Origin of the sequence: uncultured Acetobacteroides sp. (assembly GCF_963667355.2) — a bacterium.
In the GTDB taxonomy this organism is placed as follows: domain Bacteria; phylum Bacteroidota; class Bacteroidia; order Bacteroidales; family ZOR0009; genus Acetobacteroides.
Genome location: NZ_OY763328.2, coordinates 2,490,487 through 2,511,985, shown reverse-complemented (window position 1 = coordinate 2,511,985; position 21,499 = coordinate 2,490,487). Strand labels below are relative to the sequence as shown.

General features: G+C 47.3%; 20 protein-coding genes and 1 tRNA gene. 18 read left to right on the top strand and 3 right to left on the bottom strand.

Annotation, left to right across the window (positions count from 1 at the left end; all coding sequences use genetic code 11):
- Positions 1–61: 61 nt before the first annotated feature.
- Positions 62–229: a hypothetical protein gene (locus ACHZA1_RS10405; RefSeq protein ID WP_320051818.1), complete on the bottom strand. Its 168-nt coding sequence runs from the start codon at positions 227–229 to the stop codon at positions 62–64.
- Positions 230–722: 493 nt separating this feature from the next.
- Here ACHZA1_RS10405 and ACHZA1_RS10400 point away from each other — a divergent pair, with 493 nt between their 5' ends.
- Positions 723–1,295 (top strand): hypothetical protein, encoded by a 573-nt coding sequence (locus ACHZA1_RS10400; RefSeq protein WP_320051817.1) that lies wholly within the window; start codon positions 723–725, stop codon positions 1,293–1,295.
- A 97-nt stretch (positions 1,296–1,392) separates the two neighbouring features.
- Here the strand turns inward: ACHZA1_RS10400 and ACHZA1_RS10395 are convergent.
- A tRNA-Ile gene (locus tag ACHZA1_RS10395) sits at positions 1,393–1,467 on the bottom strand.
- 76 nt (positions 1,468–1,543) lie between these two features.
- On the opposite strand from ACHZA1_RS10395, the gene ACHZA1_RS10390 reads away from it, so the two are divergent.
- The 8 genes from ACHZA1_RS10390 (at position 1,544) to ACHZA1_RS10355 (ending at position 12,687) form a co-directional block, all read left to right on the top strand.
- Entirely contained in the window at positions 1,544–2,203 is a 660-nt protein-coding gene (locus ACHZA1_RS10390) for an HAD family phosphatase (protein WP_320051816.1), read from the top strand.
- Between the two features lie 213 nt (positions 2,204–2,416).
- On the top strand, positions 2,417–4,309 hold the full coding sequence (locus ACHZA1_RS10385) for a DUF4114 domain-containing protein (RefSeq protein ID WP_320051815.1): 1,893 nt from the start codon (positions 2,417–2,419) through the stop codon (positions 4,307–4,309).
- A 208-nt stretch (positions 4,310–4,517) separates the two neighbouring features.
- Positions 4,518–7,880, top strand: coding sequence for an isoleucine--tRNA ligase (gene ileS, locus ACHZA1_RS10380; protein ID WP_320051814.1), 3,363 nt, complete (start codon positions 4,518–4,520; stop codon positions 7,878–7,880).
- 37 nt (positions 7,881–7,917) lie between these two features.
- The gene (locus tag ACHZA1_RS10375) at positions 7,918–8,295 is read left to right on the top strand and encodes a TraR/DksA C4-type zinc finger protein (RefSeq protein ID WP_320051813.1); all 378 of its coding nucleotides are present in this window, start codon (positions 7,918–7,920) and stop codon (positions 8,293–8,295) included.
- Positions 8,296–8,458: 163 nt separating this feature from the next.
- Positions 8,459–9,091: a hypothetical protein gene (locus tag ACHZA1_RS10370; protein WP_320051812.1), complete on the top strand. Its 633-nt coding sequence runs from the start codon at positions 8,459–8,461 to the stop codon at positions 9,089–9,091.
- 672 nt (positions 9,092–9,763) lie between these two features.
- Complete coding sequence (locus ACHZA1_RS10365; protein WP_320051811.1) at positions 9,764–11,188, top strand: S41 family peptidase; 1,425 nt, start codon at positions 9,764–9,766, stop codon at positions 11,186–11,188.
- Positions 11,189–11,325: 137 nt separating this feature from the next.
- The gene (locus ACHZA1_RS10360) at positions 11,326–12,306 is read left to right on the top strand and encodes a tetratricopeptide repeat protein (protein ID WP_320051810.1); all 981 of its coding nucleotides are present in this window, start codon (positions 11,326–11,328) and stop codon (positions 12,304–12,306) included.
- Between the two features lie 135 nt (positions 12,307–12,441).
- Positions 12,442–12,687: a hypothetical protein gene (locus ACHZA1_RS10355; RefSeq protein WP_320051809.1), complete on the top strand. Its 246-nt coding sequence runs from the start codon at positions 12,442–12,444 to the stop codon at positions 12,685–12,687.
- 229 nt (positions 12,688–12,916) lie between these two features.
- Here the strand turns inward: ACHZA1_RS10355 and ACHZA1_RS10350 are convergent, their stop codons facing one another.
- On the bottom strand, positions 12,917–13,393 hold the full coding sequence (locus ACHZA1_RS10350) for a hypothetical protein (RefSeq protein ID WP_320051808.1): 477 nt from the start codon (positions 13,391–13,393) through the stop codon (positions 12,917–12,919).
- Positions 13,394–13,586: 193 nt separating this feature from the next.
- Here ACHZA1_RS10350 and ACHZA1_RS10345 point away from each other — a divergent pair, with 193 nt between their 5' ends.
- From ACHZA1_RS10345 to ACHZA1_RS10305, 9 genes are all read left to right on the top strand, one after another.
- The gene (locus ACHZA1_RS10345; protein WP_320051807.1) at positions 13,587–13,817 is read left to right on the top strand and encodes a hypothetical protein; all 231 of its coding nucleotides are present in this window, start codon (positions 13,587–13,589) and stop codon (positions 13,815–13,817) included.
- An 87-nt stretch (positions 13,818–13,904) separates the two neighbouring features.
- A complete protein-coding gene (locus ACHZA1_RS10340) occupies positions 13,905–15,473 on the top strand; it encodes a vitamin K epoxide reductase family protein (RefSeq protein ID WP_320051806.1) in 1,569 nt (522 codons plus the stop codon).
- A 182-nt stretch (positions 15,474–15,655) separates the two neighbouring features.
- A complete protein-coding gene (locus ACHZA1_RS10335) occupies positions 15,656–15,862 on the top strand; it encodes a hypothetical protein (protein WP_320051805.1) in 207 nt (68 codons plus the stop codon).
- A gap of 82 nt (positions 15,863–15,944) precedes the next feature.
- Positions 15,945–16,553: a thioredoxin domain-containing protein gene (locus ACHZA1_RS10330; RefSeq protein ID WP_320051804.1), complete on the top strand. Its 609-nt coding sequence runs from the start codon at positions 15,945–15,947 to the stop codon at positions 16,551–16,553.
- Positions 16,554–16,733: 180 nt separating this feature from the next.
- Positions 16,734–16,949 (top strand): hypothetical protein, encoded by a 216-nt coding sequence (locus ACHZA1_RS10325; RefSeq protein ID WP_320051803.1) that lies wholly within the window; start codon positions 16,734–16,736, stop codon positions 16,947–16,949.
- 109 nt (positions 16,950–17,058) lie between these two features.
- Positions 17,059–17,325 (top strand): hypothetical protein, encoded by a 267-nt coding sequence (locus ACHZA1_RS10320; protein ID WP_320051802.1) that lies wholly within the window; start codon positions 17,059–17,061, stop codon positions 17,323–17,325.
- Positions 17,326–17,532: 207 nt separating this feature from the next.
- Positions 17,533–17,775 (top strand): hypothetical protein, encoded by a 243-nt coding sequence (locus tag ACHZA1_RS10315; RefSeq protein WP_320051801.1) that lies wholly within the window; start codon positions 17,533–17,535, stop codon positions 17,773–17,775.
- A 194-nt stretch (positions 17,776–17,969) separates the two neighbouring features.
- A complete protein-coding gene (locus tag ACHZA1_RS10310) occupies positions 17,970–20,120 on the top strand; it encodes a peptidase domain-containing ABC transporter (RefSeq protein ID WP_320051800.1) in 2,151 nt (716 codons plus the stop codon).
- Positions 20,121–20,126: 6 nt separating this feature from the next.
- Positions 20,127–21,449, top strand: a complete 1,323-nt coding sequence (locus tag ACHZA1_RS10305) for an HlyD family efflux transporter periplasmic adaptor subunit (RefSeq protein WP_320051799.1) — start codon at positions 20,127–20,129, stop codon at positions 21,447–21,449.
- Positions 21,450–21,499 lie beyond the last annotated feature (50 nt).

Sequence of the window (21,499 nt, the reverse complement as noted above, 5' to 3'; positions counted from 1 at the left end):
TCCTTTAGGAGAGGGAGAGGTTCCGCTAAGCGATATCCCAGCACCCTTAATTTCTGCCTTATTAATATAAGGAGGCTGCTTCTGCGTTAATCGATTTTGATTCAACAGCCTGAAAAGTAAGCGTTACCTCACCTGCTTTGCTGGTATAAAGCGTTCCATCAGCATCTAGGACTTTTGCGTAAACGGTAAGATCATCCATCACTGCTGCCCCCTTCTTTGAACAGTTCAAACTTAACGGTCTGTGGCTTACTGGGCGTTTTTACAGTTTGCTCGTTCACCTTTAGACCTTCTGATATAGCCAATGACCTTTGCAGAATCTTCATTCTATTAAATGTTGTTGAGCGCGAATGGCGAATGAGTAAGATTTTCGCAGTTCCCAACGGGTACCCCCTTTTTCATCCACAGAATAATACGCTGACAATATCCGATCTACCCCCGGTAGATTGCAACTTTTGCACTAGCAGAAATCCAGCCGTTGCAAAACCAGCAGGACTTGACCTCCCCGCGAAGCAGCGCTCTTGCGATGCCAATATGTCATGCAAAATAAAGGGTTTCTCGAACGAAGTCCGAACGGAGTCCGAACACACCCCGAACACACCTCGCTGTCAAATTGACAGATCCTCCTTCTTTCCCCGGAAAAGAATCGCTGTGATGCCATGATTTTTACTACCTTTAGGCGGCATACATTTTCGTATGCTCTCATTGTACCCAATAGTAGCTACATGGCAAAGGTTGCAGATAACATCATCGTAAAAGGAATAAGGGGGATGCTGGGCGATATGCTCGTGTTCCGCCAGCTGAACGGGCAAACCATCGTATCGGCAAAGCCAAAGAAACCTGCTACCCGTACGGCAAAGCAGCAGGAAGGCCAAGAGCGGTTTCGGCTAGCCGTAGCCTACGCTAAGGCCTCGATGGGCAATCCGCAGCTAAAGGAACTTTATGCATCAAGAATAAGCGCACGCTGTACGTCTGCCCATCAGGTTGCCATTGCCGACTACCTTAATGCCCCTCGCATCGACGCCATTGACGCAAGCCTCTATAAGGGACTAGCCGGCGGCACCATTACCGTAAGTGCTTCCGACAACTTCATGGTGGCCTCGGTTCAAGTAGCCATTCATACCGCAGACGGAGAGGTTATAGAATCAGGTTCTGCAGCAAAGGGTACGGATGATCGCTGGATTTACGCTACCATCCAGCAGCACCACGGCTACGCCAGCTGCCAAATAACCGCAACCGCCTCCGACCTTCCGGGGAACACCGCCGAAAAGACTATTCACCTGCAAACCGTAGATTAACAGGACTGGCATTTTAGGGTGAAAATGCAGCATGACTATTCGCGCTACGGCATAAAAAAAGCGCCTACAACTACTTGTAAGCGCTTCGTTTTGCTCGTGGGCCCAGCAGGGCTTGAACCTGCGACCCCCTGATTATGAGTCAGGTGCTACTAACCAACTGAGCTATAGGCCCCGATAATCTTTTTTTGATTTCGTTGTGCAAACTTACATCTTTGCAGAGAATTTACAAAACGAATTCTGCAATTTTTATGGATTTTTCAGCAGCAAAGCCTGTAAATACTAAGGCTATCAGGAATATCATCTTCGATTTTGGCGGTGTAATCATCAATATCGACTACCACTTAACCGCAAAGGCATTTGAAGGGTTGGGAGTTACGAATTTCAAGAATCTCTTCAGCCAAGCGTCCCAATCGAACCTCTTCGATAACCTCGAAATCGGTGCTATATCCCCTTCCGAGTTCAGAAATGAGCTTCGCCGCATCATCAATCTCGATATTACCGACGAACAGCTAGACAACGCCTGGAATGCCATGCTACTCGACTACCCCAAGCACCGGCTCGCCTTCCTGTCAATGATAAAGGATCGCTACCGAACGTTCCTGCTAAGCAACACCAACCAGATACACATGGATTGCTACTACGCCTCGCTCCTCAAGGAGCATGGCATCAACGGACTCGATAGCCTCTTCGAGAAGCTTTACTTCTCGCACGAGGTAGGCCTGCGTAAGCCCGATCCGGCAATCTACCAGCTGGTGCTCGACCAAAACAAGCTAAAAGCCGAGGAAACGCTTTTTATTGACGATAGCGCTCAGAACCTTTCTACACCCAATTCGCTCGGCATACAGGTGTACCACCTCACTAATGGCGAAGACGTGGTAGACTTTGCCCAAAAGTATTTGAGCTGTTAGGTGCATATTCCGGCAACTCATCAGCGGCCCTGCAGTACCAATAATGCTGCAGGGCTTCTTTTACCTGCAAATCTAAATGCCTCCCTTCTACTCCATCAATCTGACGAGTACAAATAGTAATGATAAAAAAACATTACGCGGTAAACTCTTGTTATTAAGTATGCCTATAAGCAATAGTGCTTAACAAATCAGCTCAAATAACTAAACCAACAAATGATTAGAAGGGAGTTTGTAGTAGTCCTTGCGGTACTAGGTATAGCAGCTACGTCTTGCAAAAATGACACCGAATACGTCGAACCGCCTATTCCGAAAACCATCAGCAACTTTGTAGTTACCAATAATGCTCAAGAATTAAGCTCTCGGATTCAAAGAGCCAACACGCTTATTCCAATTGAAGATGCCTCCACAAGCACGCTAAAAAGCGCCATAAAACTACCTTCTGTTGATATTTCGAAGAACTACGCCTTTACGCTCTGTGCTGAGGTTCCTTCCCCCCTTGTTGACGGAATGCAGATCCAAGCAACACACGTAAGCATTAACTACCCCTACGCCATTGTCTCGTACAACACCCAAGGAAGCGACTACCGAGGGGGCATAGAGGTATTCAACGTTAGCAATACTAGCCATCCAACCATTGTATCACAAGCGCTCTTCCCCAATGCGGATATCAATGCCGTAGACTACTACAATGGCAAGATCTACCTTGTTGGAGCAGCCGAACCAGCACCGCTAAAGCTGACAAGTGCAGCCTTCCTAGAGGTACTCAACACCAATGGATCGGGACAAATCGTTAGCGCAGATACGATCATCAGCATTGGGTCGTATGCGGGAACCGATATTCGTGTTACCGCAGAAAACATCTGTGTTTCATCGGGCAGCGGAACCGATGGAAATGGTGGCGTGAAGGTGTTCGACCACAAGTACAAGCTGCTTTACGAAAAACCGATGGACCATGCCCGATCTATTCAGGTAAAAGATGGAAAACTATTCGCGATGCAGTCGGAACCTGCTCGAATCACTTCATTCGAGGCAAGCGGGCTATCTTTGGTGAATACGTTCAGCCTGCAGGGCGCTACAACCCCAAACTCAAAGTCAGAGATCGATGTTAACGAGAAGTACATTTACGCCGCGCTAAACGAAGGAGGCCTCCGGGTGATCAACAAAAACAGCGGCGTACTGAAGCAGCATATACCAAGACCAGCCACCATACCTGGAGGTAAGGATGAAAACTTTGTAACCAATAGCGTATCGGTTTATGGAGACCTCGTGCTTACTGCAAATGGGCAGGCTGGCATATCAGTCGGCGGCATTATTCCTTCAAAGCAGGACAGCATACAAACAATCGGCAGATTCTCCTTCAAGGATGGGGAGTCGTCAAACTACGTAGAACAAAAAGATAGCATCATCTTTGTAGCAACCGGAATAGGAGGCCTTAAAATTATCCACATGTCCATTGACGACGGGCTTCCCGAAAATCCTATTGACACGAAACCTTGCCCATCGCTAGCTACGGAAATATACAAGATCTTTCCAAGAGGAGAGAACAACATTGAAGCAAGACCTTCCTTCTTTGCCTCAAACGCACCTCAAAATGTGCTAGTAACCAAAAGCACCAAGGTGTATGTAACCTTTATTGATGAAAACTCCGGTTACAAGAATTCGTTTGGGTACTACGCCTATCCAGCAGATAACCCTCCAAAATCCGTCAGTGAACTAAAGAAATACATTGTATTCCCCAACGTATCGAAAGTGAAACTAGGTGGTACCCTAAAACCTGGTTGCACCGTACAATTAGGAAAGTCTGAATTCCCACCCAATACGGTAATCGGATTCTTCATCACCACCAAAAGCTGGCTGGGTGGCTGTATTACCGATGGACTCTACACGCTTTACACCAATAACGAGTTCAACCCATTCTACTTTAGGCAGCATACGCTATTTGTCGAAAAAGGGTGCTCCGATCTGGTGCTAACCTTCGAAGAAGTTCTTCAGCACATCTCCAACAAAGATTACAACGACATCATAATGGTGATTTCTGATGACACCAATCCGGCTACAGCAAACTCCCGAATAAAAATGGACGGATACCCCGAATGGCCGCTATAAAGAACTAGTATAGTTAAAAGTAGAGACCTATTTTCTTCATGAAAATAGGCTCTACTTTTTTGCTACCAATACATGTATATAGCCAGTATTTCACATAATAAGCGCCATTTACCAATTAGCACTATATAACCCCCATTTGTTCCTTATAGTTGCATTTTAAAAAAGCGAGTTCTATTTTTGGGGGATTTTGAAAAAAGAGGTATAACAAATGAGTTCTAAATTTCCTGAATATAAAGGCTTAGACCTTTCGCAAGTCAACAAGACCGTTCTAAAAACGTGGGAACAAGACGATACTTTCAAGCAAAGTATCGAAACCAGAGCAGGTCATCCATCATTCGTATTTTACGAGGGGCCACCATCTGCTAACGGAATGCCCGGCATTCACCACGTAATGGCACGTACCATTAAGGACTCATTTTGCCGTTACAAAACTCAAAAGGGATACCTTGTTCACCGTAAGGCAGGATGGGATACCCACGGTCTACCAGTAGAACTTGGCGTAGAGAAGATGCTTGGCATAACCAAGGACGATATAGGTAAATCTATTACCGTAGAGGAATACAACAACACCTGCCGTAAGGAGGTAATGAAGTACACTGGCGCTTGGCAAGACCTTACCCACAAGATGGGCTACTGGGTGAATATGGAAGAACCATACATCACCTACGACAACCGCTACATCGAAACCCTGTGGTACCTGCTTAAGGAACTGCACAAAAAGGGACTTCTATACAAGGGCTACACCATTCAGCCCTACTCGCCAGCTGCAGGTACCGGCCTTAGCACCCACGAGCTTAACCAGCCCGGCTGCTACCGCGATGTAAAGGATACCACCATCGTAGCTCAATTCAAAGTCGCAAACAACGATAAATCAGCCTTCCTTTTCGAGGGTGTTGATACCGATGTTTACTTCATGGCTTGGACCACCACCCCATGGACTTTACCATCGAATACCGCATTGGCTGTAGGTGAGAAAATTGACTACGTGTCGGTTCGTACCTTTAACCCATACACTGGCATCCCTGTAGTATTGGTACTTGCGAAACCACTATTCAGCAAGTTCTTCTCCGAAAAGAATAAAGATCTCGCCTTATCCGACTACAAGGCTGGCGATAAGAATATCCCTTACGTAATTCTAAAGGAATTCAAGGGAAAAGATATTGAAGGCCTGCGCTACGAACAGCTAATGCCCTACCACCAGCCAGAGGATGGCGATGCGTTCCGCGTACTTTGCGGTGACTTCGTATCTACCGAAGATGGTACAGGTATCGTGCATATTGCGCCTAGCTTTGGTGCCGACGACTTCCGTGTGGCCAAGCAAAACGGCATTGGCTCGCTTACCTTGGTTGACAAATCGGGTAAGTTTGTTGATGACTGCGGCGAGTTCAGCGGTCGCTTTGTGAAGAACGAGTACGACCCCAACTACGTGGAGGGTACCGACTCGGTTGACGTTGATATTGCCGTTAAGCTAAAGGCTGAGAACAAGGCGTTCAAGATTGAGAAGTACGAGCACAGCTACCCACACTGCTGGCGTACCGATAAGCCCGTGCTTTACTATCCGCTTGACTCTTGGTTCATCAAGACTACCGCCATCCGCGAAAAGATGCTGGAACTGAACGACACCATCAACTGGAAGCCTGCATCGACAGGTACAGGTCGTTTTGGCAAGTGGCTGGAAAATCTTGTAGACTGGAACCTATCGCGCTCGCGCTACTGGGGGACTCCGCTACCCGTTTGGGCTAACGAGGACTACAGCGAAATCAAGTGCATCGGTTCAGTTGCCGAACTAAAGGCTGAAATCGAGAAGTCGATAGCCGCTGGCTTCATGACCGAGAATCCATTTAAGAACTATAAGGAAGGTGATGTAACGAAGGAGAACTACAACTCGTTCGACCTACACCGTCCCCACGTAGATAACATCGTGCTTGTGTCGAGCAAGGGCGAGAAGATGGCCCGCGAAACTGATCTTATCGACGTTTGGTTCGATTCGGGTGCTATGCCATACGCACAGGTTCACTACCCATTTGCCATCAGCAAGGAGGAGTTCGAGAAGGTATACCCTGCCGACTTCATCGCCGAGGGGGTAGACCAAACCCGCGGATGGTTCTTTACCCTTCACGCCATCGCCTCGATGCTATTCGACAGCGTATCGTTCAAGAACGTTATCTCTAATGGTCTCGTTCTCGACAAGAACGGTAATAAGATGAGTAAGCGCTTGGGCAACGCCGTTGAGCCATTCCAGGTAATCGAGGACTTTGGTTCCGACCCACTACGCTGGTACATGGTTACCAACTCGTCGCCATGGGATAACCTGAAGTTCGACATCGCTGGGGTTGAAGAGGTGAAGCGTAAGTTCTTCGGAACGCTTTACAACACCTACTCATTCTTCTCTCTATACGCCAACGTCGATGGATTTACCTTTAGAGAGGCCGAAATTCCTGTAGAAGAGCGTCCAGAGATTGATCGCTGGATTATCTCGCTGCTCAACTCGCTCATTAAGGAGTGCGAGGATGCCTACGACAGCTACGAGGCAACTCGTGCCGGACGTGCCATCCAGAACTTCGTTACCGAGAACCTTTCGAACTGGTACGTTCGCCTAAACCGTAAGCGTTTCTGGGGTGGAGAATACTCTAAGGATAAAATTGCCGCCTACCAGACCCTATACACCTGCTTGGAGACCGTTGCCCAACTGGGTGCACCAATCGCCCCATTCTTTATGGATAGGCTATTCATGGACCTTAACGGAATCACCAAGCGATTTGCAGAGAAGAGCGTTCACCTAGCGCTATTCCCAAAAGCCAACGAGCAGCATATCGACAAGAACCTAGAGGAGCAAATGGACCTAGCACAGCTAGCCTCGTCGATGGTACTAGCGCTACGCCGCAAGGTGAACATCAAGGTACGCCAGCCGCTTACCAAGATTATGATACCTGTACTCGATGCGACGCTTGAGGCTCAGCTTAAGGCTGTAGAGGGACTTCTCCTGAACGAGGTAAACGTAAAGGAACTGGAATACCTACACGAGACTACCGGAATCCTAGTTAAGAAGATTAAGCCAAACTTCAAGACCCTCGGTCCTAAGTACGGCAAGCAGATGAAGGAGATATCGGCTGCAGTTGGCGCATTTACCCAGGAGGATATCGCCCAAATGGAGCGCGAGCAAAAGTACACCCTCAACCTTGCATCGGGCGTGGTAGATATGGCTATGGAAGATGTAGAGATCACCTCGGAGGATATCCCCGGATGGTTGGTAGCCAGCGAAGGTAAACTTACCGTGGCGCTCGACATCACCATTACCGACGACCTTCGCCAGGAAGGTATTGCCCGCGAGTTAATCAACCGCATCCAGAACATCCGTAAGGATAGCGATTTCGACGTTACCGACAAGGTGGAAATCACCCTTGAGCGTCATGCCGAAATTGATACAGCGGTGGAGAACTTTAAGGAGTACATAGCTGGACAAACCCTTGCCAACAGCATCACCTTGGTTAACGAGGTAGCTAATGGAGTAGAGCTAGACCTCGACAACGATGTTGTTGTAAAAATTGCTGTGAAAAAGACTACCGCATAAACAAATTTATCACTAACTTTAGCTAAAACTTTAAAGCATGTCAGAAGCTGAAAGAACCCGCTACTCGGATGAGGAGCTTGCCGAATTTAAGGCGCTAATCCTAGAAAAACTCGAAAAGGCTAAGAAGGATTACGAGCTGCTTAAGTCGGCAATCAACTACAGCGAAAGCAACGATACGCAAGATACATCGCCTACCTTCAAAACACTGGAGGAAGGGGCAGCCACTCTATCGAAGGAAGAATCGGGACGCTTGGCACAACGCCAGCAGAAGTTCATCCAGCACCTAGAGGCTGCGCTGATCCGTATTGAGAACAAGACCTACGGTATTTGCCGCGAAACCGGCAAACTCATTCCGAAGGAGCGCCTAAAGGCTGTTCCACACGCTACGCTTAGTATCGAGGCAAAAGGAAAGTAACATATTGCCATCCGAAAAGAAAAGGGCTACCCAATGGGTGGCCCTTTTTTTATCCCATCCTGCATCACCGTAAATTATCTTACAATAGGCAAAATGCGCCAACTTATCCCACTTAAATCCGTTGTAAAGCATACCGTACGTATTCAACTTAAACCATATAGAGATGAAACGCTACCTACTTTACCTGCTCCTTACCGCCTTACTAGCGCTGGGCGGCTGCAGCAGCACGACGGTGGTTTCGTCGTGGAGGGCGCCGGAGGTGTACAAGCAGGATTTGGAGAAGATGCTCGTGCTGGGGATGATGGGCAACCGTAACCGTGAGCTTCGCGAGAACCTGGAGCAGGCAATCGTACAGGAGCTGCAAACGAAGGGCTTAAACGCCACCCCGGCTTCGAAGGTATTTGGGCCAAACGTATTTAAAGGGCTAACCGAGGAGCAAGTTACCCAAAAGGTAAAGACAGGAGGTTATACCTCGGTAATGATTGTGAGCCTGGTGGACCGGGAGAAGGATAGGGTTTACACCGAAGGCATTGTATATGCCCGGCCTATTATTGTTGGGTACTCGCTCTTCTACCGCCGCTACATGTACGTATACGGGCAGGTTTACGCCCCTGGCTACTACACCACCACTACGAACTTCGTGCTACAGGCCGAGATCTACTCGGTAGCGGGCAACGAGCTGGTGTACTCCGGCCAAACCAAAAGCTACAACCCCGGCAGCGCCGCCGCACTGGCCGATGAGTTCTCCAAAACCATCGTTAAGGACATGGCCGAAAAGGGGCTGGTAAGCAGGTAGCACACCCTTCATGCTAGATTCTAATAGACCGCTAGGCAGGGTAACCGCATTTGTGATTTCCTTTAAAAACACAGAAACACAGAGTAACACAGAGCAAATTCAGAATTTGTCTATCATAAGCTGGTCGCTAGATAAAAAATTGCTGATGTAGCACGGTGCCTTGCCTGTTATCTATGCAGCGTAAGCCGTAAAAGGCACAGAGTAAAGGGATAAAAGTGCTTTGCACTTTTATCCCTCGCAGCCATCGGCTGCACCCTGTGCCCTATGATTGTAAAGGATCAAAGCTAGAAAAGAATATACTCTGTGACCTCTGAGTCTCAGTGACTCGGTGTTTTGTTATTTTTAAATGCGTCTGCCATGGAACGCAAAGGCCATCTTGAAAGGGGTATCAAGTATCACGACAAGCTAAGCCATGTTGCAGTCGGCAGCGGTAGCATTTCGTGATACGTAATACTTGTGCCGTGATTCTTTTTAGTCAGCCCTTACTGCTTACCTATCGGTAGGTAAAATTCGCATTGCCTACGCCTATCGCCTATACCGACAAACCCATAACCGTCGGATGGACAGAGGGCTTGTACCAGCAACTAAAAAGAGGAGATCACTCTAGGTGGGGCTACCTTTTTCGCTACCTTTTCGGCCGAAACCTAGCATAATTATTTAACCTACCATAGCATGAAAATTTCACTAAAGCGCCTAACCGTGCTCGCGCTGATGCTTGCACTTGCCAGCTGCGCACCCAAGAATAGCGAGCTAACCAAAGCTCAGATGAGGGAGGACGTTTCCTACTTCTTTACCAGCTTCCTTAACACCCATCCCAACCCCTACTGCCGGGCAACACCCCGCCAGGTGGACTCCATTAAGACTTCACTACTTCATAAGATTGATGATGGTTTAACGAAAGATGAATTCCTCAACGAGCTGGGCAAGCTCAACGGGCTGCTCGATGGGCACTCGCATATAGATTCACCCTCATTGAAATTCACCCAAAAGGATACCCTTGTTCTTCCTCCTGTAGTCCAAATTAACAGCGATCTTTCGCTAAGCTTAGACGACACACAGCTACCTGTCAGGAATACAATAACCAGCATAAACGGAATTCCCAGCAGCAAGCTCCTAGATGTGATGAGTAGAATGATAAGCTCCGATCCTGGTGTTTGTGGAAAAGTGGAAATTGAAAAGGATTTCTCTGTATTGCTTAAACGATGTGGCCTACTATCTCCCTACCATGTAAAGGTTCGCACCCCAAGCGGCGACACTTCTCTTACCATAAAAGGTACATACCCCTCGAGCAACTCTATATTCCATCGCAGCTCAGGAGAGCTACCCCGTAAGGAATTCGGCTGCACTATTTACCCCAAATCGAGCATAGGAATAATCTACTTCAACACCTGCAAACCTGCAAATGCGGAAATTTTCAAGAGACAAATCGAAAGCAGCTTCATCGAACTGAAACGAAAAAATATAAAGCACCTCATTATCGACAACTCTCGGAACGAAGGGGGTGATGACAACTTTGGGGCTTACCTCATCAGCAAAGTAAACCATGGGCCGTATAGGAAGACCGTCTTCGTTAACGGAAGAATGTCAAAAGAAGAGTATAGTGATATCCAACGAAAAATAAGGCAAGTGCTCAAATCCGATTCGGCGAATCACCTGTCGAGCAAAACGCGAAACGCTATTAAAAAGTGCACGAAAATACCTGCTGGCGGTCACCTTACCGACACCATCTTCCAGCATACCCCTGCCGTAACCGACGGCTACAGCGGCAAGGTGTACATGCTGGTAAGCAATAGAACCTTCTCGTCAGGCTCTAATACTGCGTGGTTCTTCCGCCTTGCCAAGGCGGGCAAGATACTTGGCGAGAAAAGTGGCTCCGCCAACCCCAAGTACGTTTACCCCGCCAAGTTTACCCTCCCCAACAGCAAGGTTAAGTTCGGGATATCGGTAAGGCAGGGAGGCTATGTGACCTTCGAAGGTAAAAAGATGGTATACCTCAAGGAGCCCGATCCCGACGTACCCTTCAACATCAACCCCTTTAAGACATCATACAGCGAGCAGGAGCTGCTGGAGTTGCTGAGGATGGCCAATAAAAAGTAAATACCTACTCACATCCCTTACAGGGTTTGCCCCCCCTGTCAGGGATAACCACACCAACGAATTCGCCGAGATGGCAGGGGCAGCACCCAAAGGCCTGTCCCATTTTCCATACCTTCGCCCCATCAAAAAAATTTAACATGAGAAAAATTATTTTACTACTGCTGACGCTATACCTAGCGCAACCAGCCTTTACGCAAAGCTATCTCCCCTACTACCAGCTGGTAAATAGAGCCGAGCTGCTTACATTTAAGGGACAGTACAAAAAGGCCGACAAGCTGTACCAGCAGGCATTTAAGATGGTGGAAACACCTCAGGGTTGGAACTTACGGGAGGCCGCCCGTAACGCTGCAAAGATGAAGGACACCAGCCTTGCCCAGCACTACTACCAGCAGGCCGCAACGCTAGGCTTCGATCTCGATGATCTCCTTCAGAAGGAAGATAGCCTTGCCCTAGGCAGGCGTATAACCGAGATTAAGCCACACAAGTACAGCTCGCCGCTGTGCGCCACCGTCGACTCCCTCTGCAGGCAAGACCAGCTATACCGCAAAAAAGACTACGACAGCAACAGGAATAAGCAGGCTGCAATCGACTCCACCAACATTGTCAGGATTCTCGAAATTCGAAAAGTTCTTGGCAAGATTCCTGGCATAAAGGAATTAGGGTATAGCAGGACTGACCATTTTACCACTATATTCTGTCATACACAAGCTAGTCAACTCTTCGACTCGCTAGCGAACATCCTGCTAAAACAGGTTATACAAGGCGACTTTAAACCTAATATGATTACAAGAGCAATAGATAAAATTGCTCTTGGAGATGCAGACCGCCCCTATGCTTTTACTCGAATAATTTTTGGTTCAACCAAATCTTATAGCAGAAAGGATAGCCTATACTACATACACCCCGTACGCAACTACCCTTGCCTAAACAAACTTCGCCAATCGATTGGGCTGCCAACGCTGGAGCAGCAGCTGCTGCTAAGCGAGGATAAAACCGTGTACGATGAGGAGCTGGTGCGCCGTAGCTACCCCAAAATGTTTATGGAAACCCCACCCCGCAGGCCATTTGTCGACTGCGAGGGTAAATGGATGGAGCTGTCGCCCAGCAGGAGTAGGTAGTGCCGTTGCGCTAGCCACCTGCCACACCTTCTACACCTCCCCACCACCGAATTCGCCCAGATGGCAGGGCAACACCCAAAGGTTCTGCCCCATTTTTGCTACATTAGCCCCGTAACTATACCAAAAACCTAACCTATGGATATCCTCAAGCTGGCTCACCGCCTGGTGGGCGCCCACCACTTCATCGGCAGCGCCACCACCGGCACTCCAGCAGAGTTTGCCCGCAAGCTCGACATCTCGGAGAGCCACCTCTACGAGCTGCTCGACGTGCTGAAGCGCCTAGATGGCCCCATCGCCTACTCGCGCAGCCGCAGAACCTACTACTACACCCGCCCCATTGCCTTTAAGCTGGGCTACGAGGAGGAGGAGGAGACCCAGTAACCACCTCAGAGATGGTTATTACCCCCTTGGAGGGGGCAATTACCCCCTTCGACCTGGTTATTGCCCCCCATCGAGGGGGTTACCACCCCCCTCCGAGCAGCTTATTGCCCCCCTCGTAGGGGGTAACAACCACCTTCGAGGGGGTAATTGCCACCCTGCCCATACCCGCTGGGCATAAAAAATCCCGTCTTAGCGGGTAAGGCGGGATTCGAGAGCAAGCGGAAGGACGCTACTTCGTAGGAGTAGTCTTCTTCGCTGGAGCGCCAGGGAACTGCTGCTTCAGATCGTTGTAGATCGGAGCCGCGCCAGGGGCGTTGCCAGCAGCCACCTTTACCGAGCGGTAGAAGCTCATGCAGGAGTTGTAGATATCGGCGCCCAAAAGCGAGTTGGTATCCACCATCCCCTGAAGGATGCCCGAAAGCCTATCGATACGGGGGTTAAGGATAGCGTGAGCGGCCATGTCGACCTTCAGCTCGGCCGCATTTACGTACGCAGGCACCAGCGGTGCGTTGTTGTAAATGTAGCTCGACGTCTTATTCACCCAAACCTCCATGTCGTACTTCACCCTACCGTACTGCATGCGCTGCTCCTTGGTTAGGTTGATCACCTTCCCGCTGAGCACCTTCTCCAGCACCGCTAGGGCATCGTCCAGCTCCTTGAGCTCGGCCTCCGTAAAGGTTACCGAAATTAGGTTGTCTAGTGCCATAGTGAGACTAGTTTTTTTTGTTAGGTATTTTGTTTCGTAAGGGCTCGTTCCCCTACCCGATTTCGAATGTATAAAAAATATTCCAAACTTTTAGCTTAAACAGATGGCAGTTTAACAAAAAAGACTCAAACTCTAGTAATAGTAGAGTGAATGATTGTAAGTTTGCACCATCGAATAACTAAACAATCCTAAAATGAGCTTAGCAAAATACCTCAACCGATTTACCACCATCCACCACAAAATTAGAACCCAATCTACTGGAACGCCCAAGCAGCTGGCCGCGGAACTCCACATCTCGGAGAGCCGGCTGCTCGACAACCTTGCCGACCTAAAGGCTATGGGCGCACCTATAGAGTATGACAGCATTCGCAAGACCTATTTCTACTCGCACGAGGTAAACTTCGATATAAAGTTTGACGAATAACAAGTAACTCGCGTATTACAGGAGCGGGGGAACCTATACTTGTAGCAAACAATTTTATTTTAACACTTAGCATGACAATACCCCTATATGAAAAATAATGTAGAAACCGTAATGGCCAAGCTGCTGCAAACGCTAAGCGTGCCACATACCACTAAAAATCTTAGAAGGCAACTTCTCACACATCCCGACTACCCCAGCCTACAGGGCATAACGGGAGTGCTCGACGAATATCGGATAAGCAACGTAGCCTTTAGGGCAACCATCGAACAGCTACGACAGGTGGAGTACCCCGTTCTCCTATATATGAAGGAGCGCAATGGAACCTTTGGACTGCTGCATGACATAGATCAGCAGCAGGCTATACTCTCCACCGAAACCTACGAGCGGAAGAGTTACCCCCTACACCAGTTTCAGGAGATATGGAGCGGTATTGCCGTGCTAGCCGAGCCCAACGAGCAGTCGGGCGAACCAACCGCAAGCGAGAAGTCGAGCACCTCCATTAACAGGATCGCATATTGGGCAGTAGCCGCAGGCCTATTACTGCTACTAGCAGCAGCCGGTTGGCAATCGCAAAGTATCCCCTTTGCATCGCTACTGGTGGTAAAGCTTATTGGCATTTCCCTTGTAGCGCTACTCGCAGCACACGAATTAGGTATCGACAGTTCACTTACCGATAAGCTCTGCACCCTAACCAAGAGTACCGGATGTAACGAGGTGCTTACATCGAAAGCCTCCGCACTTTTCGGAGTACTAAAGCTAGCCGATATCGGAATCGTTTACTTTTTCAGCACCACCATTGCCTTAGTCCTATCGGCAATAGTAGGTATGTTTGCCGATATGCTGCTGCTACTGGCATGGCTATCGGTGCTAACTCTCCCCTTTATACTATTCTCTGTGACCTACCAGCTGGCGGTGGTAAAAAAGTGGTGCCCCTTCTGCATGGGCGTAGCGGCTACATTAACAGTCGAAACTGTACTGGCAGCAGCAACCGGGAGCATTCGTTTTAGCATCCCTACGCTACCATCTGTTGGGCTAGCAGCATTTGGCGTGCTATCCGTATCGCTGCTATGGATAGCGATAAAACCCGTACTAAAGGAGAAGATGCGGCTGGAGCGCTTCGAGTTCCTCTACACCCGCCTCAAGCGCAAGCCCGAGGTGATAAAGGGAATACTTGCTGAAAGCGACTATACCGAAATACCAACATTGGAAGGAGAAATAGTTCTTGGCAATCCCAATGCCCCCTTTACCATAACCGAAGTAGTAGCTCCCTACTGCAGCCCATGCGCCAGATCGTTCGATAAGCTAAACGAGCTACTAAAGGAGGCTGGCAATAGCGTTAAGGTACAATTCCGTTTTCTTGTAAAAAGTAATAGGGAGGATAAATCGACAAAGGTTGCCGCCCACATGTTTGCCCTAGCCGATAAGCTATCGCCCGAAGAGCTACGATGTGCATTCGAGGCTTGGTTTAAGGAGCGCGATTACGAGAAGTGGATAAAAGCATATGCAGCCAACGTAGATGAGCATATTTACCTAAGGCTGGAAACCCAACAGGAATGGGCAAAAGGCTTAGGTATTAATGCCACACCAACCATATACGTTAACGGCTACAGCTGGAAACTGGATATGGACCTCTACGACTTAAAGTATAGCCTATAGCATATAGGAAAAATGTTTAACTAAAACCTAAAGTCAAGACCTAACCTAAAACAAAAAGGTTGCAGCAGCACTAGGTGCCGCCACAACCGGGATGCCCTGCCAGCCTAAGTGGCAGAACAAACAAAAATCAAACAAATCTAAAGTTTTTGCTGCTTTTTGAATTATAAAAAGCAGGCACGATTATGAAAAAATTAAGGATTGCCGATATTAAGGCTTCAGAAGTTTTAAGTAAAAAAGAGAGAAAAAACACTGTAGGAGGTACTGTAAAACGATCTGACTGTTTTTTTTGTTTTAACAAACTCATTGGAGATATGGTTCAGTGCTGCGAGTCTAGCTCCTCTTTTCAATGTAATCCTAATTATTTAACAAGTTGTTCTGGTTCTATTTAGTCGGAGCTGTACTGGCAGCAGCAACCAGGAGCATTCGTTTTAGCATCCCTACGTTACCATCTGTTGGGCTAGCAGCATTAGCGTGCTATCCGGATCGCTGCAATGGTTAGCGATAAAACCCGTACTAAAGGAGAAGATGCCGCTGGAGCGCTTCGAGTTTCTATATACACGCCTCAAGCGCAAGCCCGAGGTGATAAAAGGGATACTCGCCGAAAGCGACCACCCCGAAATACCTATGATGGAAGGCGAGTTAATCTTGGGCAACCCTTATGCACCCTTTATCATAACAGAAGTGGTTAATCCCTACTGTGGTCCATGCGCCAAGTCGTTCGACACGCTAAACGAGCTGCTAAAGGAGGCTGGCAATAGTATTAAAGTCCAATTCCGCTTTCTTGCAAAAAGAAATAGGGAGGACAAATCGACAAAAGTTGCAGCCCATATGCTTGCCCTTGCATCGAAGCTATCGCCCGAAGAGTTACGATGTGCACTCGAGGCTTGGTTTAAGGAGCACAACTACGAGAATTGGATAAAAGAATACCCATCCAACGTAGATGAGCATATTTACCAACGGCTGGAAGCCCAGCAGGAATGGGCAAAAGGCTTAGGTATTAATGCCACACCAACCATATACGTTAACGGCTACCGCTGGAAGCTGGATATGGATCTCTACGACTTAAAGTATAGCCTATAGCATATAGGAAAAATGTTTAACTAAAACCTAAAGTCAAGACCTAGCCTAAAAAAAGGTTGTAGCAGCACCAGGTGCCGCCACAACCGGGATGCCCTGCCAGCCTAAGTGGCAGAACAAACAAAATTCAAAACAAAACTAAAGTTTTTGCTGCTTTTTGAATTATAAAAAGCAGGCACGATTATGAAAAAATTAAGTATTGCCGATATTAAGGCCTCAGAGATTTTAAGTAAGGACGAGAGACTAATTGTTGTTGGTGGATATGATAATCACTATGATGGATTAGGAGGTGTTAGATGCTTTGCAGGTGGGATAGAGGTTTCTGGATGCAGTAATAAGGAACTCTCAGAAGCAGGGCTTGATCACGGTGTAATGTGTCGCTGTTCACTAGTAGACTAATTGTCATGTCAATTATAGAAACAACTACTAACCAAATAGGTAGAACAAACAAAAATCGAACAAATCTAAATTTTTTGCTGCTTTTTGATCTACAAAAGCAGAGATTCCTATGAAAAAGTTAACAATTGCAGATATCAAGTCTTCAGAAGTTCTAGGTAAAGAGTCGAAGAGAAATGTTGTGGGAGGTGTTAGCACAAACAACACACAATGTGGAGGATTCTTAAGAAACTGTGCTTGCGATATTAATACTGGACATTCATATATGCAGGCTAATACATGTGCTCTATCAGAAACTGATGCTGCTGAAAAGATTCGATCTCGCATAAAATTCAATATAGACACTATTGTTTGCTATTGCGAAATTGAAGAACTATAAGAATTACTACAAATACAATAAATTGTGAATTTGATAAATAATTCCATTTAATAAGTAGTACCAAAACCAAGCAAAAAAAAGATTGCAGCAGCACTAGGTGCCGCCACAACCGGGATGCCCTGCCAGCCGAAGTGGCAGAACAAACAAAAATCGAACAAATCTAAAGTTTTTGCTGCTTTTTGAAAACCATAAAAAGTAGATAGTACTATGAAGAAGTTAAGTATTGCTGATGTTATGGCATCGGAGATTTTAAGTAAGAAGGAGAAGAAAAATGTTATAGGCGGAGGCGGAAAAGTAGTTGGTCCTAGTGTACCAACTGATGGGGAATGTCATGTATACAACGGAAGTGGTCAACTTTGTCCTACCCTAACATGTAGTTATTGTAGAGGAGGGGAGGCCTATGGTAGGTGTGCGGAGAACATAATGGAAAAGGTTTATTGTACTAATTAATAATAAGAGATAGGGTAAGGCATATTCACTCTCTTTATAAAGTTAAAATGCAAGAAATTCCATTTTAGCAAGATGAATTTCAGATAAGCTAACCATCATGTAGGGCTGTCTCTACAATGAGACAGCCTCTTTTTAGCTTTATCATCAAACCTTAAAAAATATTGGATTCCCCCTTCTTTAAACAGTACGACGCCATGGATTGCGGCCCCACCTGCCTGCGCATGGTTGCCAAACACCATGGCCGCAGCTACAGCTTAGAGAGCCTGCGTAGGCGCTCGGGCATTACCCGCCTAGGGGTGTCGCTGCTAGGCATTGGCGAGGCCGCCGAGAGCATTGGCTTCCGTACGGTAGGCGTTAAGATTTCGTACGAGCGGTTGCGCGACGAGATGCCCCTACCCTGCATTGTGCACTGGCAGCAGAACCACTTTGTGGTGGTGTACAAGATTGCAAAGGATAGGGTTTACGTGGCCGACCCCGGCAAGGGGCTAATAAAGTACACCAAGGAGGAGTTTATAGAGGGGTGGCAGAACAGCAGCAAAACGTCCAATATGGGCATTGCGCTGCTGCTGGAGCCTACGCCTCGCTTTTACGAGGAGGAGGGGGAAGAGAATAAGGGCATTAGCTTCGGGCTACTCTTCCGCTACCTTGGCTCGCACCACAAGCTTATTGCACAGCTAATGCTAGGGCTGCTGGCGGGTAGCATACTGCAGCTGGTGCTGCCGTTCCTTACGCAGTCGGTGGTGGATATTGGCATCAACACCAACAACCTCAGCTTCGTTTACCTGGTGCTTATAGCCCAAGTTATGCTACTATTTGGCAGGATTACGGTAGATTTTATCCGCAGCTGGATTATGCTGCATATGAGCACCCGCATCAGCATCTCCATTCTGTCAGACTTCCTGATTAAGCTTATGCGCCTGCCCATCTCGTACTTCGATACCAAGATGTTTGGCGATATCATGCAGCGCATCGGCGATCAGGGGCGCATACAGTCGTTCCTAACAGGTAGCTCGCTTAGCACGCTATTTTCCATGTTCAACCTGGTGGTGTTTAGCGTGGTGCTGGCCAGCTTTAACCTTACCATATTTGGGGTATTCGTACTGGCAAGCATACTCTACATTAGCTGGATTGTGCTCTTCCTAAAGAAAAGGCGCGACCTCGACTTTAAGCGTTTCGATATAGCCTCGCAAAACCAGAGCACGCTGGTGCAGCTTATTGGTGGCATGCAGGAGATAAAGATGAACAACTGCGAGAAACAGCGCCGCTGGGAGTGGGAGCATATCCAGGCAAAGTCGTTCCGGCAAAACATGAAGAGCCTTACGCTAAGCCAGTACCAGCAGGTGGGAACCTTTTTCATCAACGAGGGGAAAAACATATTCATCACCTTCTTGGCAGCCCAAGCCGTAATAAACGGTCAGCTTACCCTTGGGGGTATGATGGCCATGCAGTATATCGTGGGTCAGCTAAACAGCCCCATAGAGCAGATTCTTGGCTTTGTGCAATCGCTGCAGGATGCAAAGATAAGCCTCGAGCGCCTCAACGAGATACATGCGCAGGAAGATGAAGAGCCTGCCGAGGTGCAGCTGCTGCAGGAGGTTCCACCTAAGGCTGATATTGCAATTAACAACCTATCCTTTACCTACCCTGGTGCCGGAGAGGAGCCTGTGCTGAAAAATCTCAACCTCAACATTCCATATGGCAAAACAACCGCCATTGTAGGGATGAGCGGTAGCGGAAAGACTACTTTACTTAAGCTGCTACTTAAGTTCTACAAACCCACATCAGGCGAAATTCGAGTAGGGAAATCGTCGCTTTGGAATATCAGCCACAGCCTATGGCGCAGCCGCTGCGGTGTTGTTATGCAGGAGGGGTATATCTTTTCGGATACCATTGCCAACAATATAACCATTGCCGATGAGCACCCCGATATAGAAAGACTCAACTACGCCATAGAGATGGCAAACCTTACCGACTTTATAGAGAGTCTTCCGCTAAGAGCCTCTACCAAGATTGGGGCCGAAGGGAACGGCATAAGCCAAGGGCAAAAGCAACGAATACTAATTGCACGAGCCATCTACAAAAATCCTGATGTAATATTTTTTGATGAGGCTACCAATTCACTCGATGCCAACAACGAGAAGGTGATTATGGAAAATCTTGAGCAATTCTTTAAAGGAAAAACGGTAATCGTAGTGGCTCACCGCCTAAGCACCGTAAAGAATGCCGACCAGATTGTTGTCCTCGAAAAAGGCGAAATCGTAGAGCAGAATACCCACAGCAAACTGGTGGAACAAAAGGGAAAATACTTCGAGTTGGTACGAAACCAGCTTGAGCTAGCAAACTAGGAAACCATGCCGGAAATTATAGACCAAAAGGAGAACGAGGCTGTCAGCAAGTCGTTCCTCATTCAGGAAGCACGAAGCGAAGAGATACAAGAAATAATATCCAAAACGCCCAGATGGATACTCCGATGGGGAATCACCGTATTTTTGCTAATTCTACTTCTTCTGCTTGTTGTATCGTGGCTGGTAAAATACCCCGAAACGGTAACCGCCAGGCTAAGCCTTACCACCGTAAGCTATCCCAAAGCAGTAGTAGTAAAAACATCAGGTAAGCTGATGAGCCTACAGGTAAACGACCAGCAGGAGGTGCAAAAAGGCGCAACGATTGGAGTAATGGAAAGCATAGCCAACTATAAGGATGTTGCCAGATTGGATTCTTCGCTAAGTATTGTGCATCATCTTGTATCGGAAAGAATGTATGACAAGTTGGTGCAACTTAGGCAACCTACCTATCAATACCTCGGCGAGCTGCAAGCATCCTACCAGACCTTCGAGAACAGCTTTATCGACCTACAAAACTACCTTTCGACAGGTATCTATCTCAAAAAGTACGGACTACTAAAAAACGAGCTGCAGCTATCGGAGAAAATGCTGAGCAATACGCTCGACCAAAAAGACCTTCAGGCAAAAGATCTTGAGATCGCAGCGCGTGAATATAACGTAAATAAGATGCTATACGACCAAAAGGTTATTGCGTTATTGGAGCTTAAGAATATTGAGAGTAAATACCTCGCCAAGCGGGGAACCGTAAAGCAGATGGAGTCTACAGTAATAGGCCAACAGAGTAGCATCATCGCAAAGAAGAAAGAAATTATGGAGCTTGAAAACCAAATAGCCATCAAAAAGGCAACCTTCTTACAAGAACTCAATACGCTTAAAGCCGAATTAGAAAAATGGAAGAACAGCTACCTACTTACCGCTCCTATCAATGGGATGGTCACCTATTCGAAACTAATCCAAGAAGGTATAAATCTAAAAGCGGGTGATGAACTTTGTTATGTTGTACCAAGCAGCAACAGGTACAACGGCGAAATTCGATTCTCTCAGTACGCACTGGGTAAGGTAGCCGTTGGCCAAAAGGTAAAGGTTAAATTCACCGCCTACCCCTATCAGGAGTTTGGCATTGTAGAAGGTAGAGTATCTTACGTATCTAAAATTCCTGTTAACGATAGCCTATTTGTGGGTAGGGTTTCGTTCGACAAGGGGCTGGTAACCAACTATCGAAAAACGCTATCCAGCAAGGTAGGCATGACCGCTAATGCTGAAATTATCACCAAAGACAGGAGATTGATTGAGCGATTTTTTAATAATCTTAGGGGGGCTATACAATAATATAACCCTTTCCACTAGAAACCAATTCTAGCGATATTATATAGATTTCT

Excerpts from the sequence above, each read along its gene's own strand:
- ACHZA1_RS10400 (WP_320051817.1), top strand. The coding sequence starts at position 723 with ATGGCAAAGGTTGCAGATAACATCATCGTAAAAGGAATAAGGGGGATG.
- ACHZA1_RS10390 (WP_320051816.1), top strand. The coding sequence starts at position 1,544 with ATGGATTTTTCAGCAGCAAAGCCTGTAAATACTAAGGCTATCAGGAAT.
- ACHZA1_RS10385 (WP_320051815.1), top strand. The coding sequence starts at position 2,417 with ATGATTAGAAGGGAGTTTGTAGTAGTCCTTGCGGTACTAGGTATAGCA.
- ileS (WP_320051814.1), top strand. The coding sequence starts at position 4,518 with ATGAGTTCTAAATTTCCTGAATATAAAGGCTTAGACCTTTCGCAAGTC.
- ACHZA1_RS10375 (WP_320051813.1), top strand. The coding sequence starts at position 7,918 with ATGTCAGAAGCTGAAAGAACCCGCTACTCGGATGAGGAGCTTGCCGAA.
- ACHZA1_RS10370 (WP_320051812.1), top strand. The coding sequence starts at position 8,459 with ATGAAACGCTACCTACTTTACCTGCTCCTTACCGCCTTACTAGCGCTG.
- ACHZA1_RS10365 (WP_320051811.1), top strand. The coding sequence starts at position 9,764 with ATGAAAATTTCACTAAAGCGCCTAACCGTGCTCGCGCTGATGCTTGCA.
- ACHZA1_RS10360 (WP_320051810.1), top strand. The coding sequence starts at position 11,326 with ATGAGAAAAATTATTTTACTACTGCTGACGCTATACCTAGCGCAACCA.
- ACHZA1_RS10355 (WP_320051809.1), top strand. The coding sequence starts at position 12,442 with ATGGATATCCTCAAGCTGGCTCACCGCCTGGTGGGCGCCCACCACTTC.
- ACHZA1_RS10350 (WP_320051808.1), bottom strand. The coding sequence starts at position 13,393 with ATGGCACTAGACAACCTAATTTCGGTAACCTTTACGGAGGCCGAGCTC.
- ACHZA1_RS10345 (WP_320051807.1), top strand. The coding sequence starts at position 13,587 with ATGAGCTTAGCAAAATACCTCAACCGATTTACCACCATCCACCACAAA.
- ACHZA1_RS10340 (WP_320051806.1), top strand. The coding sequence starts at position 13,905 with ATGAAAAATAATGTAGAAACCGTAATGGCCAAGCTGCTGCAAACGCTA.
- ACHZA1_RS10335 (WP_320051805.1), top strand. The coding sequence starts at position 15,656 with ATGAAAAAATTAAGGATTGCCGATATTAAGGCTTCAGAAGTTTTAAGT.
- ACHZA1_RS10325 (WP_320051803.1), top strand. The coding sequence starts at position 16,734 with ATGAAAAAATTAAGTATTGCCGATATTAAGGCCTCAGAGATTTTAAGT.
- ACHZA1_RS10320 (WP_320051802.1), top strand. The coding sequence starts at position 17,059 with ATGAAAAAGTTAACAATTGCAGATATCAAGTCTTCAGAAGTTCTAGGT.
- ACHZA1_RS10315 (WP_320051801.1), top strand. The coding sequence starts at position 17,533 with ATGAAGAAGTTAAGTATTGCTGATGTTATGGCATCGGAGATTTTAAGT.
- ACHZA1_RS10310 (WP_320051800.1), top strand. The coding sequence starts at position 17,970 with ATGGATTGCGGCCCCACCTGCCTGCGCATGGTTGCCAAACACCATGGC.
- ACHZA1_RS10305 (WP_320051799.1), top strand. The coding sequence starts at position 20,127 with ATGCCGGAAATTATAGACCAAAAGGAGAACGAGGCTGTCAGCAAGTCG.